This is a genomic window from Agrobacterium sp. 20P9.1.2, from assembly GCF_057799395.1.
Genome location: NZ_JBYOKI010000005.1, coordinates 235,939 through 254,721, shown reverse-complemented (window position 1 = coordinate 254,721; position 18,783 = coordinate 235,939). Strand labels below are relative to the sequence as shown.

The 18,783-nt window shown below is 57.4% G+C and carries 14 protein-coding genes; 9 read left to right on the top strand and 5 right to left on the bottom strand.

The annotated features are described in order from the left end of the window. Positions 1-10 precede the first annotated feature (10 nt). Complete coding sequence (locus AC27VJ_RS16030; RefSeq protein ID WP_488684851.1) at positions 11-877, top strand: D-amino-acid transaminase; 867 nt, start codon at positions 11-13, stop codon at positions 875-877. 21 nt (positions 878-898) lie between these two features. Here the strand turns inward: AC27VJ_RS16030 and AC27VJ_RS16025 are convergent, their stop codons facing one another. Continuing rightward, on the bottom strand, positions 899-2,410 hold the full coding sequence (locus AC27VJ_RS16025; RefSeq protein WP_488684850.1) for a serine hydrolase domain-containing protein: 1,512 nt from the start codon (positions 2,408-2,410) through the stop codon (positions 899-901). Positions 2,411-2,529: 119 nt separating this feature from the next. On the opposite strand from AC27VJ_RS16025, the gene AC27VJ_RS16020 reads away from it, so the two are divergent. The 5 genes from AC27VJ_RS16020 to telA all read left to right on the top strand — a co-directional run bounded on the left by AC27VJ_RS16020 (position 2,530) and on the right by telA (position 10,380). Continuing rightward, complete coding sequence (locus tag AC27VJ_RS16020; RefSeq protein ID WP_488684849.1) at positions 2,530-3,567, top strand: dipeptidase; 1,038 nt, start codon at positions 2,530-2,532, stop codon at positions 3,565-3,567. A gap of 215 nt (positions 3,568-3,782) precedes the next feature. Further along, positions 3,783-6,383 carry a bifunctional lysylphosphatidylglycerol flippase/synthetase MprF gene (gene mprF / locus AC27VJ_RS16015; protein ID WP_488684848.1) on the top strand — a complete coding sequence of 867 codons (2,601 nt, stop codon included), beginning with the start codon at positions 3,783-3,785 and terminating at the stop codon, positions 6,381-6,383. Further along, positions 6,380-7,744 (top strand): AcvB/VirJ family lysyl-phosphatidylglycerol hydrolase, encoded by a 1,365-nt coding sequence (locus tag AC27VJ_RS16010; RefSeq protein ID WP_488684847.1) that lies wholly within the window; start codon positions 6,380-6,382, stop codon positions 7,742-7,744. Before mprF ends, AC27VJ_RS16010 begins: the two co-directional genes overlap by 4 nt. An 88-nt stretch (positions 7,745-7,832) precedes the next feature. Then, positions 7,833-8,975, top strand: a complete 1,143-nt coding sequence (locus AC27VJ_RS16005) for a M24 family metallopeptidase (protein ID WP_488684846.1) — start codon at positions 7,833-7,835, stop codon at positions 8,973-8,975. Between the two features lie 67 nt (positions 8,976-9,042). Then, complete coding sequence (gene telA, locus AC27VJ_RS16000) at positions 9,043-10,380, top strand: telomere resolvase TelA (RefSeq protein ID WP_488684845.1); 1,338 nt, start codon at positions 9,043-9,045, stop codon at positions 10,378-10,380. A gap of 39 nt (positions 10,381-10,419) precedes the next feature. Here the strand turns inward: telA and AC27VJ_RS15995 are convergent, their stop codons facing one another. From AC27VJ_RS15995 to AC27VJ_RS15980, 4 genes are all read right to left on the bottom strand, one after another. After that, positions 10,420-12,024: an ABC transporter ATP-binding protein gene (locus AC27VJ_RS15995; RefSeq protein ID WP_488684844.1), complete on the bottom strand. Its 1,605-nt coding sequence runs from the start codon at positions 12,022-12,024 to the stop codon at positions 10,420-10,422. Beyond that, on the bottom strand, positions 12,017-12,952 hold the full coding sequence (locus tag AC27VJ_RS15990) for an ABC transporter permease (protein WP_488684843.1): 936 nt from the start codon (positions 12,950-12,952) through the stop codon (positions 12,017-12,019). The genes AC27VJ_RS15995 and AC27VJ_RS15990 overlap by 8 nt, the downstream gene beginning before the upstream one ends. Before the next feature lie 4 nt (positions 12,953-12,956). After that, on the bottom strand, positions 12,957-13,871 hold the full coding sequence (locus tag AC27VJ_RS15985) for an ABC transporter permease (protein ID WP_103657984.1): 915 nt from the start codon (positions 13,869-13,871) through the stop codon (positions 12,957-12,959). Between the two features lie 71 nt (positions 13,872-13,942). Further along, positions 13,943-15,451: an ABC transporter substrate-binding protein gene (locus AC27VJ_RS15980; RefSeq protein WP_488684842.1), complete on the bottom strand. Its 1,509-nt coding sequence runs from the start codon at positions 15,449-15,451 to the stop codon at positions 13,943-13,945. Positions 15,452-15,739: 288 nt separating this feature from the next. On the opposite strand from AC27VJ_RS15980, the gene AC27VJ_RS15975 reads away from it, so the two are divergent. From AC27VJ_RS15975 to AC27VJ_RS15965, 3 genes are read left to right on the top strand one after another with little or no spacing between them, the layout of a single operon-like run. Continuing rightward, on the top strand, positions 15,740-16,912 hold the full coding sequence (locus AC27VJ_RS15975; protein WP_488684841.1) for a sialidase family protein: 1,173 nt from the start codon (positions 15,740-15,742) through the stop codon (positions 16,910-16,912). Further along, positions 16,909-17,868 (top strand): 4-hydroxythreonine-4-phosphate dehydrogenase PdxA, encoded by a 960-nt coding sequence (gene pdxA, locus AC27VJ_RS15970; RefSeq protein WP_488684840.1) that lies wholly within the window; start codon positions 16,909-16,911, stop codon positions 17,866-17,868. The genes AC27VJ_RS15975 and pdxA overlap by 4 nt, the downstream gene beginning before the upstream one ends. Further along, entirely contained in the window at positions 17,861-18,775 is a 915-nt protein-coding gene (locus tag AC27VJ_RS15965; RefSeq protein WP_488684839.1) for a dihydrodipicolinate synthase family protein, read from the top strand. Before pdxA ends, AC27VJ_RS15965 begins: the two co-directional genes overlap by 8 nt. The last annotated feature ends 8 nt before the right edge of the window (positions 18,776-18,783 follow it).

Sequence of the window (18,783 nt, the reverse complement as noted above, 5' to 3'; positions counted from 1 at the left end):
AGGACACATCATGCCCAGCGAAACCAGCCGCATCGTCTATATCAACGGCGAATTTCTTCCCGAAGCCGAAGCCAAGCTTTCCATTTTCGACCGTGGTTTTCTGTTCGGAGACGGCATTTACGAGGTGACGTCGGTAGTCGGTGGCAAGTTGATCGACAGCGATCTGCACATGGCGCGACTGGAACGCAGTGCCGGTGAAATCGATATCCCGCTGCCCATCACCACCCAGCAGGTTGTCGAGGCGGAGCGTCGTCTGATCAAGGACAACAATCTGGTGGAGGGCCTGATCTATCTGCAACTGACGCGTGGCGCAGAAGACCGCAACTTTCTGTTTTCCGACGATCTCGCCCCAACACTCGTCATGTTCCCACAGGTGAAAAAGCTGATCGGCGGTCCGCAGGAGGCAACCGGGCTCTCGGTCAAGTCCGTTCCGGATCAACGCTGGGCACGCCGCGATATCAAGTCCGTCTGCCTGCTGCCACAGGTCATGGCAAAGCGTATTGCCAAGGCGGAAGGCTGCGATGAGGCGTGGATGATCGAGGATGGTTTCGTCACCGAAGGTGCATCTTCTACCGCTTACATCATCACCGCCGACAATAAGCTTGTGACACGGGGCAACAGCAACAAGACGCTCCCCGGCTGCACCCGCGCAGCTGTCTTGCAGTTGGTGGAAGAAGCGGGACTGACGCTGGAAGAACGGGCCTTCACGCTTCAGGAAGCGCTCGAAGCACAGGAAGCGGCGCTGACGAGTGCGGGCAATTTCGTCATGCCCATCACCACCATCGACGGCAAGCCCATCGGCAACGGCAAGCCCGGCCCGTTGGTCACACGTCTGCGAGAGCTCTACCTCGAAAACGCATTGCGCACGGCGATCTGATACTCAGCGGCGCTCGATCTCTCAGGTCGAGCGTCGATATTCGATCATCCGGGCGCGGCTGGAAACCAGTTCGACGCGATCCTGATCCAGCATGTTCAGGCATACCCTTTTCGTCCACGGACCATCGATCAGCGTGAACAGAAAACGCCCATTGCCCAGCGCCGTCAGCGGCATGGTGTGGCGCACCGGGCCGATACCCATGGACAAGGCTCCGTCCGCAATCACGAACTCCGCCCCTTCGGGCGAGCGCCAGCAGCCCGAAAGTGCGGCCGGAAGCTCATGCTGACCAACGGGCAGAAAACGGCGCTGCGCGTGTCCCGCCTCTCCCACAAGCACATCCCCTTCCAGGCGCAACTGCATGGGCGATGACGCGGAACGGGAGGAAACCCAGCCGTTTTCACCCTCATAAAGCGTATCATCAGCGTCAATAAAGGTGCAGGTGCTTCCCTTGATTTCCAGCCACCATGGACCTGTTTCAGTGACATAGAGACCATCCGGCAGCGTATTAGCCGGTTTCGGAAGCGGCAGACCGGTCAGCGCCGCCATGCTTTCCAGCGCAATCTTGAAACCATTGGTATCTTCGCGGTTGGACACCACGACAAAGCCTGTACCATTCTCCGGGTCGAGCAAGAAATAGGTCTTGTAGCCGGGATGTGACCCACCGTGACCGACAAAACGGCGTGAGCCCAGATGCGACCAACGCAGGCCAAGTCCGTATTCGCTCATTCTCCCGTCAGCAATCGGGCGTTCGGCAGCCATTTTTTCGAAGAGGCCCGAAAAGCCGTGTTCGCCCTGCAGCAGCGCCTGTAGCCAGCGCACCAAGGCCTCAGCACTGCCAGCAAGGCTTCCCGATGCGGAGATGTGAAGGCCCGCTGAGGACAGCTGCCAACCTTGCTCGGCTTTCCAATAGCCCGGTACAAGTCCTGCCACCGAATCGTTCCAGACATCGGGGGCTTTCAGAAAAATGCCGAGTGGTGCCGCAATTTGTTTCTGCACGAAGTCATCGAAGCGCAGACCCTTTCGTTCCAGCGCCGCCTCCACCAGACGATAACCGGTGTTGGAATAGGACACTTCGCTGCCTGCCGGAAAATTGAGCCGCGTCATTCGCGAGAGATAGTCTAGCAACGGCCCCGGCTTCGTCTCCGTGTAGACGGAAAGGCCTAGCAATGAGAGGCATTCACGCACGTCCGGCAGACCGGCGCTCATATCCAGCGCCTGGCCGACCGTAACGTCGCGAAGTGGCGATTGAAGTTCGGCTATGTGTTGCCCGAGGGGATCATCCAGCGAGATCAGATCGCTGTTTTCCAGCACCATGGCGCAGAACACATGCTTGGTGACGGAGGCATAGCGCACAACGCTTTTTGATGTGAAGGGCGTGAGCATGGACAGACTCTCGACACCACCAGCGTGAGCAAAACGGATGCCGGATCGATCAAAGCCGATAACGCAGCCGCCGGGCTCCTGGCTTGCCCATTGAGAAACGAAATGCGCTGCTACATCGGATGCAGCGCTCCAGTCTTGATCGTCCAGCATGTCTTTTTCCATTCAAATGGCCCCGTTAAACGCAACGGAGCCCTGTTCGGGCATTGCATTTGCACCTATCTGACGCTTACAGCAACGCCTGTCAGACATTATCCGAAAGTGACCGCCACATGACCAGCCCCAATGCCGTGCCCGTATTCGATGGCCACAACGATGTCCTCCTGCGCCTCAAGCTTTCCGGCCATGCGGCCCCGGAAACGCTGTTCATCGAAGGCGATACTGTCGGACACATCGATTTGCCGCGCGCAGAAAAGGGTGGCTTGGCAGGCGGTCTTTGCGCGATCTTTGTTCCGTCACCGCAGGGTTTTGATGCCAACCGCGACTTTCTGCCGCCCAGCCAGCCAGATGCACTGGCTACGACGCTCGGCATGGCCAGCCTACTGTTTCGCATCGAGGCGGCGTCCAACGGCAAACTCAAAGTCTGCCGCAGCGCTGCCGATATTCGCCACGCCATGTCAAATGGAGCCTTCGCCTCGGTGCTGCATATCGAGGGTGTAGAAGCTTTCGATGCCAATCTCGATGCGCTCTATGTTCTGCATCAGGCGGGTCTTCGCACGCTGGGTCCGGTGTGGAGCCGCCCCAATATTTTTGCGCATGGCGTTCCGTTCCGCTTCCCATCGACACCCGATATCGGCCCGGGCCTGACGGATGCTGGACAGCGGCTGATCAAGGCCTGCAATGAGTTGAAGATCATGGTCGATCTTTCTCATATGAATGAGCAGGGTTTCTGGGATATCGCCAAAATCTCGAATGCGCCGCTGGTTGCTTCGCATTCCAATGCGCATGCGCTGTGCAACCACAGCCGTAATCTGACCGACCGTCAGCTTGATGCCATCAGGGATACAGGCGGCTTGGCCGGCATCAACTTCGGCGTGCTGTTCATGCGCCAGGATGGCGTCAAGAATCCCGACACCGATCTTGGCGAGCTGGTGCGGCATGTGGATTATATGGTCGAGCGCATGGGCATAGACCATGTTGCCATGGGTTCGGATTTCGATGGCACGACTATTCCCGCCATTATGAAAGACGCGTCCGACCTGCAACTGCTCGTTGATGCCCTGCGCAAAGCAGGTTACGATCAGGCTTCGCTTGAGAAGATTTGCCACGGCAACTGGATTAGAACTCTGGAGGCCACCTGGGGAGCGTGACGCTGGCCAAAAATATCTTCGCGCACAGCCGCCGGTCAGTTGCTTTCATTTCAGCGAAGGACCACAAGCCTTCGCGGTAATACTGCATGCTGCTTCGCTGTGCGTTCGAAGAATTTATGAAATAAAAATCAAATCTTCGTATTTGTGAAAACACAACGAACTAGCGTCACAATGCTGTGGTTGGCCAGACTCAATCTGATCTTGTGGAAAAGCATATGACAGAGAAGAACGACGTAGCGCAGATCGAAGACGCAGAAGCCGGGCTCGAAGGCTTTTTTGAGCGGTACAGACCTCATCTCACATCGATTGCGGTGACGCTCGTCTTCGTGATGATGACCTTCACCATCTACAAGCTGACCTCGGAAGTCCGCTATGACGAGATCGTCGATGCGCTGGCCGATACGAGTTGGCGCGCTGCCGCACTTGCTGTTCTTTTCACGGCGCTCAGCTTTGCCGCGCTGATCTGTTATGACCTCAACGCCATCGAATATATCGGCAAGAAGCTGCCGACACCCTCCGTCATCACCACCGCCTTCATCGCCTATGCTGTCGGCAATACCGCCGGTTTCGGCCCGCTCAGCGGTGGCGCGATCCGGTTTCGCGCCTATTCACGGCTGGGACTGACACCATCGGACATAGCGCGCATCATCGCCTTTGTGACGCTGTCCTTCGGTCTTGGCCTGCTGGCCGTCAGTGCGCTCTCCACACTCATCGTCGCTCCGCGCGTTGCCAGCATTCTGGGGATCGACCCGGTTTGGCTCAGAGGCGGCGCGCTGATCGTCATCTGCGTCATGGCGACGTTGCTGTTCCTGGGCCGTAATGGCAGGGTCATCCAGATCAAACGCCTGAAGTTGCGCCTGCCCGACAGCCGCACGTCATCCCGTCAGTTTCTGGTGTCTGCGCTGGATATCGCGGCCTCCGCCTCCGTTCTTTACGTGCTGCTGCCGGAAACGAATGTCGGCTGGCCGAGCTTCTTTGCCATCTATGCGACAGCCGTGGGCCTTGGCGTTCTTAGCCACGTTCCCGCCGGTCTCGGCGTTTTTGAAACGGTCATGGTCGCGGGCCTTGGCAACGCCATCAGCCTCGATCAGCTGCTGGGCGGGCTCGTGCTTTACCGCATGATCTATCACGTCCTGCCGCTGCTGGTCGCCATCTTCCTGATGCTGGCGTCCGAAATGAAGCAGTTTGCCTCGAAGCCAGTGATGGCGGATATCGGCAACCTCGCTGCGCGACTTGCTCCGTCCCTGCTCTCGGCCTATGCGCTCATTCTCGGCACAATGCTGATTTTTTCCAGCGTGACGCCCACGCCGGATAGCAATCTCGATTTCCTCTCCGGCTTCGTCCCGTTGCCGATCATCGAAGCAGCCCACTTTCTGTCGAGTATTCTCGGCCTCGTTCTGGTCGTCGCCTCCCGTGGCCTTAGCCAACGGCTGGATGGCGCGTGGTGGGTAGCGTTGGTTGCGGCGGCTGGCGGTCTGTTCCTGTCGCTTATAAAGGCCATCGCCGTTTTCGAAGCGATCTTCCTTGGGATATTTATCGTTGCGCTGTTTTTCAATGTGCGCAGCTTCAACCGCCACGCTTCGCTTCTACGTCAGGCCCTGGGCCCGACATGGCTTGCGGCGATGGCTGTCATCGTTGCCGGTGCTGCCACTATCCTTTTCTTCGTTTACCGCGATACCGACTACAGCCAGACGCTGTGGTGGCAGTTCGAGTTTTCCGAGGAAGCACCGCGCGGCCTTCGCGCGCTTTTGGGGCTCGTGCTGGCCTCATCGACCATTGCCATCTTTAGCCTGCTGCGCCCGGTCATCTATCGTCCGGAAGAAATTCATCCTGACGACATCGTGCGGGCAACCTCGATTGTCGAGAAACAGGATGTCGCCGACGCCAATCTGGTGCGCATGGGCGACAAGCACGTCATGCTGTCGGAAAGCGGCAATGCTTTCATAATGTATGGCATTCGTGGACGCTCTTGGATTGCGCTTGCCGACCCTGTTGGCGACGAGAAAGACTTTGCCGACCTCGTCTGGCAGTTCGTGGAAACCGCGCGCTCATCCGGCGGCAGAGCCGTGTTCTATCAGATTTCACCGACCGTCCTGCCCTACTGCGCCGATGCCGGCCTTCGCGCCTTCAAGCTGGGTGAACTGGCCATGGTCGATCTCACCCGCTTTGAGCTGAAAGGCGGAAAACTCGCCAATCTACGCCAGTCTCTCAGCCGTGGTGCGCGCGATGGCCTGACCTTCTCGGTTGTCGAGACGCCAAACGTCCCGGAGATTTACGAGGACCTGAAGCGCGTCTCAGACTCCTGGCTGTCGCATCACAACACCCGCGAAAAGACCTTCTCCCTCGGCTCTTTCGAGAAGGATTACATCCTCTCGCAACCGGTTGCCGTTCTGCACAAGGATGGGCAGGTCACGGCTTTCGCCAATCTGCTGATGACTGAAACCAAGGACGAAGTTACCGTTGATCTCATGCGCTTCTCGCCGGACGCGCCGCGCGGCTCGATGGATTTTCTGTTTGTCAGCATTATTGAATATATGCGGGAACAGGGTTACTCCTATTTCAACCTTGGCATGGCACCGCTTTCGGGCATGTCCAAACGGGAGGCGGCCCCTGTGTGGGACCGAATTGGCGGCACCTTGTTCGAACACGGTGAGCGTTTTTATAACTTCAAGGGTTTGAGAGCGTTCAAATCGAAATTCCACCCGAAATGGGAGCCCCGCTATGTGGCGGTTTCCAACGGTACGAGCGCTGCTTTGGCCCTTATGGACGCAACCGTTCTCATCAGCGGCGGCGTCAGAGGAGTAATTGGTAAATGACGGGCATGAAACACCTGAAAGCCGCACTGCTGGCAGCTGCATTCCTCATACCCGCCTGCGCTTCGGCTCAGGATGCCAACAGTTTCCAGACAGGCATGATCCCGGCTGACCACATCATGCTGCCCAGCGATGACCTGACCGCCAATATCTTCCTGATTTCAGGTGCAAATGGCTGGGGCGAGGCGGAGCAGACGGAAGCCGACGCGCTGGTGGAAAAGGGTGCTGCTGTCGTCGGCATCGATCTTCCGAAATATATCGAAGCCCTCAAGGCCGATGATGATGACTGCATTTACATGATCTCCGACATCGAGGAACTTGCGCAGGAAATTCAGCGTAAGGCCGGTGTTTCGAACTACCGCCCGCCGATCATTGCCGGTATTGGCGATGGTGCGACGCTGGCGCTTGCCATGATCGCGCAGAGCCCCGCCGCCACCATCGGTGAAGCCGTGGCTGTCGATCCCGTCGCCGGTATTCCGCTTGATAAAATTCTCTGCACGCCCGCCACGAAAGAAAAGGACAATGGCCGCACGATCTACGGCCTGACCGATGGTTCCTTGCCGGCTCCCGTCAGCGTCGTCTTCACGCCCAAGGCGGATGCCAAGGGTCGCGCCCATGTCGAAGACCTCGTGAAATCCCACTCCGATATCGATGTCAAGGATGTGACTGACGACGCGCAAGCGGCGCTTGCGCAGACGCTGCAGGACCGCATCGATGCGGCCGGAAATTCCGACAACCCGCTCGGCCTGCCGCTGACCGTTCTCGAAGCCAAGCCGACCATGGACACCATGGCTATCATCTATTCCGGCGATGGCGGCTGGCGCGATCTGGACAAGGATGTCGGCGGCTTCTTGCAGCAGGATGGGGTACCGACTATCGGCATAGATTCCCTGCGTTATTTCTGGTCCGAAAAGAAGCCGGAAGAAATCGCCGCCGATCTTTCGCGCATCATCGATACCTACCGCAAAGAGTGGAAGGTGAAGAATGTCGTGCTGATCGGTTATTCCTTCGGCGCCGACGTCCTGCCCGTTACCTTCAATGCGCTGCCGGAGAAGGACAAGAGCCGCATCGTGCAGATGAGCCTTCTGTCCCTCTCGCATGAGGTATCCTACGAAATATCCGTCGGCGGATGGCTTGGTGTCTCCGGTTCAGGAACGCAAGATCCGGTCAATGATCTGGCAAAGATCGATCCGAAGATCGTTCAATGCGTCTATGGCACGGATGACGAGGATGCTGCTTGCCCGGCACTGAAGGACAAGGGTGCGGAAATCATCGGAATCGACGGTGGACATCACTTTGACGAGGATTACAAGGCGCTGACAAAACGCATCATCGCCTCGCTGAAAAAACGTCTTCAGCATTAAGCCAGACTCGATTTCTTTGTCGACATATTGAATACAGAGCATCGACTCTGTATTCCCTGCTGTCATCACGTCAATGAAAGATCGACGCATGTTCCCTGCCAAGCCAGCCCCCATCACCAACGAAGAACGCCAGCAAAGACTGCAACACCTGCGTCGCCTGATGCAGGAGCAGGGTGTTGCCGCGCTGCTGCTGGGTTCCACCGAGAGCCTGCGCTACTTCACCGGTCTGGTGTGGCACCAGAGCGAGCGACTGTTGGGAGCCGTCATCACCTCCACCAGCCTGCACTACATCGTTCCCGGTTTCGAAAAGAGCCGCGTCGATACGCTGCCGCATCTCGAAGGTGAGGTCCACATATGGCAGGAAGAGGAAAGCCCGGCAGCCCTCGTCGCTTCATTGATCGGCGACAAGGGCCGGGTTGCGCTGGATGATGCCTTGCCGCTGTTCATCTATCACAGCCTTGCAAAAGCGCTCGGACAGGACAGGCTTCTTGATGGCGGCGCACTGATCAGCAGCCTGCGTAGTCGCAAGTCTCCAAACGAAATCGCCATCATTCAATATGCCATGGATCTGACGCTGGAGGTGCAGAAGTGCGCGCACGTCATCATGAAGCCCGGCATCCGCGCATCCGAGGTCGTTCGTTTCATAGACGAACAGCATCGCAAACTCGGCGGTGAAAGTGGTTCCTATTTCTGCATCGTCTCGTTTGGCACCGCCACGTCGCTTCCGCATGGCGCGGATGGCGACCAGACCCTGCAAGAAGGCGACGTCATTCTGGTCGATACCGGAACGCGCATCGATGGTTATCACTCCGATATCACTCGCACCTATGTGCTGGATGAACCCAAAGCGGATTTCGCCCGAGCATGGGCCATTGAGCGCGAGGCACAACAGGCGGTCTTCGATGCTGCTAAGCTGGGCGCACCGTGCGGGAGTCTGGATGATGCGGCGCGCAGCGTGCTCGCAAAGCATGGGCTAGGGCCGGACTACGCGCTGCCGGGCCTGCCGCACCGTGCCGGCCATGGGCTGGGCTTGGAAATTCATGAGGCGCCCTATATCGTGCGCGGAAATTCTTTGCCGCTCTCGGAAGGCATGTGTTTTTCCAACGAACCCATGCTTGTTTATCCTGACCGTTTCGGCATTCGTCTGGAAGACCATATTTATATGGGTAAGGACGGTGCAAAATGGTTTACGCAACCTGCCACATCGCCCACCCAACCATTTTCTGATTAAATTTGGACGTTGGCATCCAACATAAAATATAGTTTTCATACCGCGAATCATATTGCTGGAGCCGATGATGTCCGTTGCTGAAAAAAGAAAAACAAAAACACCTATTTTGGTAGACCGGATCACGGATTTTATCGAGAAAATTCAGGCAACTAAAAAGGCAGATGGTACCTTCGACACCAAAAAAATCGGGGCGCTATGGAATGAAGAGGTACGCTTTCATTTTGAAAATGGGAGAACCGAAAAGACGCTGGAACTCTATATTGTAAAATATAGATATGCGTTGAAAGATGCTTTTGGCCCGAAAACGACGCCGCTTGCCATCTGCAACATGAAAAAACTCCGTGAGCGGCTGGACACCTATATCAAGAGCGAGAAATACGCCGTGGTGGGCGTTGCAAGCTCTATTCAGGAAAAGCTGGAACGCGCCGAATACAATATGGCCGGGCGCAAACCACGCTTCTTGCTGCGCGTTTCGAACTTTATTGCCGCAACCAATGGCCTCACCACCAAGGCGGAAATGCAGGCATTGTGGGACGCAGAGATGGCGTCCATGGGAGACAAGGCGCAGGCAACAGTCATCTCCTACATTACCAAATACCGCAACGCGCTACGCGAGGCCTTCGGTGATGACCATCCCATGCTGCGCATCGCCGCTGGCACGCCGCAGCTTTACGATGAAGCGCGCAAGATCAAAATGGCAAAAATCGCCAACAAGCATGGCTCGCTCATCACCTTCGAGAACTATGCGGAGGTCATGCGGCGGTGTCGTCGTTATCTGCAATCATCCGACCCCATGACCATCGCGATTGGCCTGATGGGCACGACGGGACGGCGTCCCTATGAAATCTTCACCCAGGCCGAACTGACGCCTGCCGCCTATGGCAAGGGCGTTTCCAAATGGAGCGTACTGTTCAACGGGCAGGCCAAGACTAAACAGGGTGAAGGCACGAAGTTCGGCGTGACCTACGAAATCCCGGTGCTGGAACAGGCGAAAATCGTGCTTGATGCCTATCAGCGCCTGCGGGACAGCAGCGATGGCAAGCTGTGGCTGGGGCTCAGCGTCGATGATTTTACGTCGGAGGTCCGCCTGCCCTTGCGCGATGAGGTGATCAGCAAATTCGAGGATATCTGGCCCAAGGAAGAGCCGCCAAAGCCCTATGGCCTTCGACACCTCTATGCCGAAATCGCCTTCCGCAATTTCGCGCCATCCAGCGTCACGAAGAACAGCTATTTCGCCGCCATCCTCGGCCATAACAACAACGATCTTGAAACGTCGCTGTCCTACATGACCTACACATTCCCGGAGGATGCCGAGGCATCCAAGGCGCGTGCCGAAAAAGTGGCAGACCGCACCATTCGGCAGATGGTCGAGGTCAACCGAATTCCAGGCATGCCGCAGAAATAAGCACCCGGCGTTCCTGCCGGGTCCACTTGATGTCAAACCTTACAAAGCGCTTGCGCGGGCCGCCTGCACTCGCGGATCGGGGTCTAGACCGGCTGCCAGCAGCTTGCGGGTATAATCCTTTTCCGGTGTTTCGAAGATTTGCCGGACCGTGCCCATCTCCACCACATCTCCATGCTGCATGACCATGACGTGGTCTGCAAAATCGCGCACGACAGGCAAATCATGGGCGATGAAGATGAAGGCGATGCCGAGTTCCTTGCGCAGCCTGTCCAGCAGCGCGATGACCTGCGCCTGAATGGAAACATCGAGCGCGGAAACCGCTTCATCGCAAACAATCAGTTGCGGCTCCAGTGCTAAGGCGCGAGCGATAGCGATGCGCTGGCGCTGACCACCGGAAAACTGGTGCGGGTATCGCTGCGCATGGGCGGGGGAGAGACCGACCTGCGCCAGCAATTCATCGACCCGTGCGCGCCATTTGGCCTTGGGCAAAATTTCTGGGTGGACGACCCAAGCCTCGGAAATCAACTGATAGACCGACATGCGCGGGTTGAGCGATTGCGTCGGGTCCTGAAACACCATCTGTATCTGTCGACGAAGGCCGTAAAGTTCCTTTGGCGGCATGGTCAGCAGATCACGGCCCTTCCAATAGGCCTTGCCCGAGTCCGACGGTTCCAGCCGCAGCAGTGCGCGGGCCAGCGTCGATTTACCGGAACCGCTTTCGCCGACGATAGCCAGCGTTTCACCGGCCATCAGATCGAACGACACGCCCTTCAGCGCTTTAAACGCACCGTAGGATTTTTCGAGATTTTCGACATGCAGAAGCGGCTCGCCCTTGGCATCCGGCTCATGCATCTTGCCCTTGCCGGGCGCTGCCGAGATGAGTTTCAGCGTGTAAGGGTGTTTGGGGTTGTGATAAACCTCGTCCGGCGTGCCGGATTCAACAATCTCGCCTGAATTCATGACGACGACACGATCCGCAATCTCGGCCACGACACCCAGATCGTGGGTGATCAGCAGCAGGCCCATGCCCGTCTCTTTTTGCAACTCGCCCAGCAGCTTAAGAACTTCCGCCTGCACCGTGACGTCAAGCGCTGTCGTGGGCTCATCCGCAATGACGATATCGGGCTTCATGGCCAGCGCCATTGCAATCATGATGCGCTGGCGCTGGCCACCAGAGAACTGGTGCGGATACTTGTCCATCGCAGCTTCCGGGGATGGAAGGCCGACGCGGGCGAAGAGTTCCAGCGCGCGTTTGCGCGCCGTATCCGCCGTCACACCGTGGATAGTCATGACCTCGATGATCTGCCAGCCGACGGTGTAGACCGGGTTCAGATGGCTCAGCGGGTCCTGAAAGATCATGGCGATGCGCTTGCCATTGACGGCGCGGCGCTCCTCACTGGTCATCTTCAGCAGGTCCTGTCCCGACAACAGGATTTCTCCATTGGTGATTTCACCCGGCGGCATATCTAGAATGTTCATGATGGCGGATGCCGAGACCGACTTGCCCGAGCCGCTTTCGCCGAGAATGGCCAGCGTTTCACCGCGATCCAGATGCCAGTTGATATTCTTCACCGCATTGACGATGCCGCCTGCCGTGTGAAACTGGACGGAGAGATTGCGGACTTCCAGCAGATGATCAGCCATTCTTCTTGCCTCCGATTTCCAGTCTCCAGCGCTGCACGGGATCGAGCGCCACACGCATCCAATTCGACAGCAGGTTCAAAGACAGGGTGGTGAGGATGATTGCCAGACCCGGCCAGAAGGCGAGCCACCAGGCATTGGTGAGATATTGCTTGCCCTGCGCAACCATAAGACCCCAGGTGATTTCCGGTGGCTGAATACCGATGCCGAGGAAGGACAGCGAGGATTCAGCCAGCATGACGAAGGCGAAATCGAGCGTCGCAATCGTCACCAGCGTTGGAAAGACCATGGGCAGGATATGGCGGAAAACGATGCGCATGGATGACGCACCCATGACCTGCGCCGCCTGCACGAACATGCGTTGGCGAATTTCCAGCACTTCCGCGCGCGTGGTGCGCAGATAAACGGGAATGCGGGTGATGGCCAGAACGATGATGATGTTACCGACCGATGGCGCCAGCATGTAAAGCACGATCACCGCCAGAAGCAGCGACGGGAAGGACATGATGACATCGGCCAGACGCATAATGATGTTCGACACACGCTCGGAAGCATAACCGGCAATCAATCCCAGCAGCGAGCCGATGATGGCGGAACACACCACCGCACCGGCGGCAATCATCAATGTGTTTTGCGCAGCAACGATGATACGGGCCAACAGCGAGCGGCCAAGGGCATCGCCACCCAGTATGAAAAGCCAGCCCTTATCGACCGTAAAGGGCGCGAGATTGCGGGCGCGCAGGTTCATGGAAACTGCTGAATCACCCATCAGCATCGGGCCGAACAAAGCGCAAAACACGGCGATAATCAGGAAAATGGCTGCGCAACAGGCGAATTTGTCGTGCCACAGCATTCCAAGAATAACGGACACACGACCGCGAGGCTTGGCTTCGATTGTCTGGACGTGGGGAAGTGTACTGGACATGGTCATGACCTCAAGTCCGCAGGCGCGGATCGAGTGCCGCATAGGCAAGATCGATCAGCAGGTTCATGATGAAAATGGCAATCGCTGTGACCATGATCGCCGCGAGAATGACGTTGAAGTCACGCTGGAGAATGGAATCGATCATCAGCTTGCCGACCCCGGGGAAGCCGAAAATGGTTTCCACCACCACGGCACCGTTCAGCATGGCCGCCGCCTGGTCGCCAATGACGGTGATGACCGGCAGCATGGCGTTGCGAAGCGTATGCACGAAGATGATAGTGCGGTTGTTGACGCCCTTAGCACGTGCGGTCTTCACATAGGCCGAGCCGAAGGCAGACAGCATGGAGCCGCGCACGATTTGCAGGATGAGGCCGAAGGGGCGGATGAAGAGAACCGCGATCGGCAAGATCCAGTGCCAGATCGTGCCAGTACCAGATGTCGGCACCCAGCCGAGCGTGACCGAGAACACGACAATACCGACAATTGCGATCCAGAAATCAGGTGCGGAGGCACCGATGAGCGAGATAAGTGATACGAAGCGGTCGAATACGCCACCGGGACGAAACGCTGCAATTGAACCGATGACGATGGCAGCGACCGTCACCAGCGTGATGGTGATCAGCGCCAATTGCAGCGTCCAGGTGAAAGCCTCCAGCACCACATCGATAGCCGGGCGGGCCTTGCGCAGGCTATCACCGAAATCCAGATGCAGCACGTCCCAGACGTAACGTCCGAACTGTTCGATAAGCGGGTCGTTGAGACCATTGAGTTCACGGAACTTGTCCAGCATCTCCTGGGAGGCATCGACCGGCAGGAACAGTGCCGCCGGGTCGCCTGTGAGACGCGAGAGGAAGAACACGATGACGATGAGTGCGATGAGCGAGAACAGGCTCGCTACGATCCGCTTGAAAATCTTCTTTCCCATCGAACTTTCTCCGGTGATGGAGAAAAGGCGGAGAGGAATTCCGCCTTTTCCGATTGGCTGATTGCGACGGATTACTTGAAGCTGATTTCAGAAAGCTGCAGCTGCGAGTTTGTCGCGATGGTGGGGGTGAATGCGATGCGCGGATTGACGCGGGCAAAACCGACCATGTGGAACATCAGAACATCGGCAACTTCATCATTATAAAGGTAAGCGATGAGCTTCTTCCAGTCTTCCACACGCTTGTCGCCGGTGGCGGCGGTCGCATCCGTAATCATCTTATCGACTTCGGGGTTAGCAATGCCGGACTGACGGCCCTTGCTATCGTACTTGAAATACATCGAGAAGACGGGATCGCCGCGGGAATTGTCGTGCTGGGCAGCAACGAGCTGCGGACCACGATTTTCCGGGTAAGGCTTGGAATACTGCTTTTCGAACTCCGCCACTTCATACATCTGAAGCTTGATCTTGAATCCAGCGGCCTCGAACATCTGCTGTGCGGCTTCCAGAACTTCCACGACGTTCGGGAAATTGTTGGTGCGTCCAACGATGGTAATCGGCGTATCGACCGGCACACCATCGGCCTTCGCTTCTGCGAGCAGCTTCTTGGCACCTTCCAGATCAAACGGAAGCGGCTTTACATCGGGGTTCCAGCCAATCGTGCTTGGAGGCACCATGGCAACAGCCTTGAGTGCGCCCCTGGGTAGAAGCGTGCCGATGAAGGCATCCCGATCCAGCGCCATGTTGAGCGCCTTGCGAACCCGCACGTCATCTAGCGGCTTGATGGACGTATCGACGCGCATGTAGAAGGTTTCGGAATTCAGATAGTTGAAATCGATCTTCGCGTCTGTCGCGTCCAGCTCGGAAATATTGGGTGCCAGATCGGCCTCGCCCGCCTTGACCATGGCTGCGCGAACGGATGGATCGCCACGGAACACATAGGTCGCCTTGGCAACATCCGGCGCCTTGCCCCAGTAATCGCTGCGACGTTCCAGCGTGATGTTCTGGCCAGCCTTCCATTCGGTCAGCTTGTAAGGGCCGGTGCCGATGGGATTGCGGGTGAATTCCATCGGTGTTTCGGAGGGAACGATGGTGACGAGCGTCATCAGCAGCGGCAGGATCGGCTGGGCCGGATCTGCGGTAATGTCGATGGTGTTATCGTCAACCACATTAGCGGAAATCTTGGTTTCGCCGAAATAGCGCGGCGTTTCGCAGGAGAGCTTGCTGCTCATCGCGCGTTCGATGGAGTATTTCACATCGCCCGCATCGAAAGCGGAGCCATCGGAGAATTTTGCGCCCTTGCGCAGATGGAAACGCCAGGTGCCCGGCTTTGCTTCTTCCCACTTTCCGGCCAGACGCGGCTGAAGACCCTTGTTGTTGCGGACATCCAGCTCGGTCAGCGTCTCGGAAATATTCTGCAGAACGATACGGCCGATATTCGAGCGCGTGGCCATGCACGGCTCGACCAGATCGACTTCCTCGTCCAGAACAATCGTCACATCCTTACCCGCACTTTGCGCGTAGCTGGGCGTAATTGACGAGGCGGCCAAAAGCGCGCCGATGAGCAATGTTTTGCTTGTCATAACTTTCCTCCCTGATGAAACAGCGTCGCGCTATTGAAAGCGCGCGACCGCTCGTCGATGCTCCTCACATTAACTGATACAAACTTGGATCAAAGGGCATAATTTGTCAACTTAACATCGACAACAAATAAAAATCACGCTCAATAATTTCTATATAATATTGTTTTAATTGATTTATTTATAAATAACACAAACTGATTACGGCAAATTACAAATCACTCCAACTTGACAACATTTGTTCGCAGGCGGATTATCCCTGTTAATAACTGATGTGACGGGAGGAAATTTATGACGCCTGAAGAGATTGCGGCAAAGATGGATGGGCATCTTTTTGCGGCAGGCGAAGGACGCAAAGAGGCTTACCTGCCTTCACCGAAAATCCAGAACCACGCGGCATTTTTGAGCTTCCTTCCGGATGGCACACTGGCCTGCGCTTGGTTTGGCGGCACGCTGGAAGGCAAGTCCGATATTTCCATTCACATTTCCACTCTGGGCGATGGTGCAGACACCTGGTCGCAGGCCGCTTTGGCGAGCCATGACGAGGAACGCTCCGAACAGAACCCGATGATTTTCGTCAGGCCCGATGGCAAGATCGCGCTTTTCCACACGGCGCAGCCTTCCGGCAATCAGGATGAGAGCCGCGTGATGGCGCATGATCTTGCGTTCGAAAACGGCAAGATCACTTCCGGCCCGGCACGCGACATCGGCCTTGCCAACGGCACTTTCATTCGCGCAACCATCGTGCGCCGTGATGACGGCGCTTGGATGCTGCCGCTGTTTCTGTGTAACCCCCGCCCCGGCGCAAAATGGACCGGCACACATGACACCGCAGCCGTCGCCGTCAGCACGGATGAGGGCAAAACATGGTCCGTATCCGAAGTGCCGGATAGTTTCGGCTGCGTGCACATGACCATCGTGCCGCTGGACGGACAGGACATGGCCGCCTTCTTCCGCCGGCGCCAGTCGGATTTCGTCTATCGCACGGAAAGCCATGATGGCGGTCGCAACTGGTCTGTGCCTGTGGCAACCGATGTACCCAACAACAATTCCTCCATTGCCGCCACGCGTCTGGCCGATGGCCGTGTTGCGCTGCTGTGCAACCCGGTCTCTGCCGCTACGTCCGATGCACGGCGAGAGTCGCTGTACGATGAATTGGGCGAAGACGACCATCGCCCCAATGCGGAAGGTGGCATTACGCCCATTTGGGGCGTTCCGCGCGCACCGGTTACGCTGTGCGTCTCCACGGATGGCGGCAAGAGCTTCCCGCAGCGACGCATCGTTGAAGATGGCCCCGGCACCTGCCTGTCCAACAATTCGGTGGATGGCCGCAACAAGGAAATGTCCTACCCCGCGCTCGTGGAAGGCAAGGATGGTGCTCTGCACCTCGCCTATACCTACCATCGTCGCGCCATCAAATATGTCCGCCTCGACAAGGGCTGGATCGACGGAGAAAACGCATGAGCGATATCGTTGGCATAACCATGGGCGATCCGGCTGGCGTCGGCCCCGAAATCACCATCAAGGCACTGGCCGAAATGAGTGCGGAAGACCGGGCCAATACCCGTGTCTTCGGTAACCTCAAACAGCTTGAGGCCGCCCGCACCGCGCTCGGTTCCGATCTGGACCTCACCGGCCTTGTCGAAAACATCGACATCGAAGGGGCACCGGTCGAATGGGGCAAGCTCAGCGCCGTCTCCGGCGACGCCTCCTTCCGCTTCATCGACAGCGCGGTGAAGGCAGCAACAGCTGGCAAGATCGGCTGCATCGTGACAGCACCGATCAACAAGGAAGCGCTGAATTCGGCAGGCCACCATTATGATGGCCACACCGGCATGCTGACATCGCTCACCGGTTCCAAATCTGCCTTCATGCTGCTGGCATCCGACCGCCTCAAGGTCATCCATGTCTCCACTCATGTTTCGCTGAAGGACGCCATCAGCCGCGCCAAGCCGGAGCGCATTCTGGCAACCATCCGCGCCGGTAACGACCACCTCAAGCGCATCGGCTACGATAAGCCGAAGATTGCGGTGGCCGGCATCAATCCGCATTGTGGTGAAAACGGTCTGTTCGGCACGGAAGACGATGAGTTCATCGCACCAGCCGTCGCGCAGGCACGTGCAGAAGGCATCGATGTCTACGGCCCGATCTCTGCCGACACCGTCTATCACCGCGCCTATAATGGCGGGTTTGATCTGGTCATCGCGCAATATCACGATCAGGGCCACATCCCCATCAAGCTGGTCGCCTTCGACACCGCCGTCAACGTCTCCGTGGGCTTGCCCATCGACCGTACCTCGGTCGATCATGGCACGGCCTTCGACATTGCCGGAACGGGCAAGGCCAACCACGTCAACATGAATGCGGCCATTGCCTATGCCCGCAAGCTGATTGCAGGAAAGAAGAAGAACAATGGCTGAAACCTTTGAAATCAGCGGCGTCTATTCCGCCGCAACCACCGCCATTGCCGCAGATGGCACGCCGGATTTCCGCCTGTTCACCGCCCATTGCAAGGCGCTGATCGAAGAAGGCTGCGATGGCGTGGCGCTTCTCGGCACCACCGGCGAGGCCAATTCCTTCGGCCTGAAACAGCGCATGGACATTCTGGAAAAGGCAATTTCAGGCGGCGTTCCCGCACAGAAGCTCTTGCCCGGCACGGCCCAGACAGCCGTTTCAGATACGGTCGAACTGACCCGCCATGCGGTTGAGGCCGGTGTGCCCGCCGTGGTTCTGCTGCCGCCGTTCTACTACAAGGGCGTGAGCGCAGAGGGTATCTACCGCGCCTATGCCAAGGTGGTGGAAGGCGTGAAGGATAACCGTCTGAAGGTCATTCTCTACCACATTCCGCAAGTGTCCGGCGTTGCCATTCCTCACGATGTCATCGCCCGCCTGCGCAATGATTTCCCCGGCGTCTTCGTCGGCATCAAGGACAGCTCTGGCGATCTGGAAAACATGAAGGCCATGGTCGCCGCCTTCCCCGGCTTCGGCGTTCTGGCCGGTGCGGACCCCGTGCTGCTGCCACTGCTGCAAGTGGGTGGTGCGGGCTGCATTACTGCCAGCTCCAACCTCGTCGCATCCGATCTGCGCATCGTCTTCGACAACTGGAACGTCGCTGGCAAGGAAGCGGTGGTCAAGGCTGCGCAGGATCACATTGTTGCATGGCGTGAGCTTACCAACACTTATGTGCAACTTCCCACCGTCAAGGCCATGGTTGCCAAGCGTCGCGGCGATAACGGCTGGCTGCGGGTGCATCCTCCCCTCATCGAGCTTTCCGATGCGGAACGAGAAACCGTCTGGGCGCGCATGGACGCGCTTGAAAACCAATAAGGAGCGGG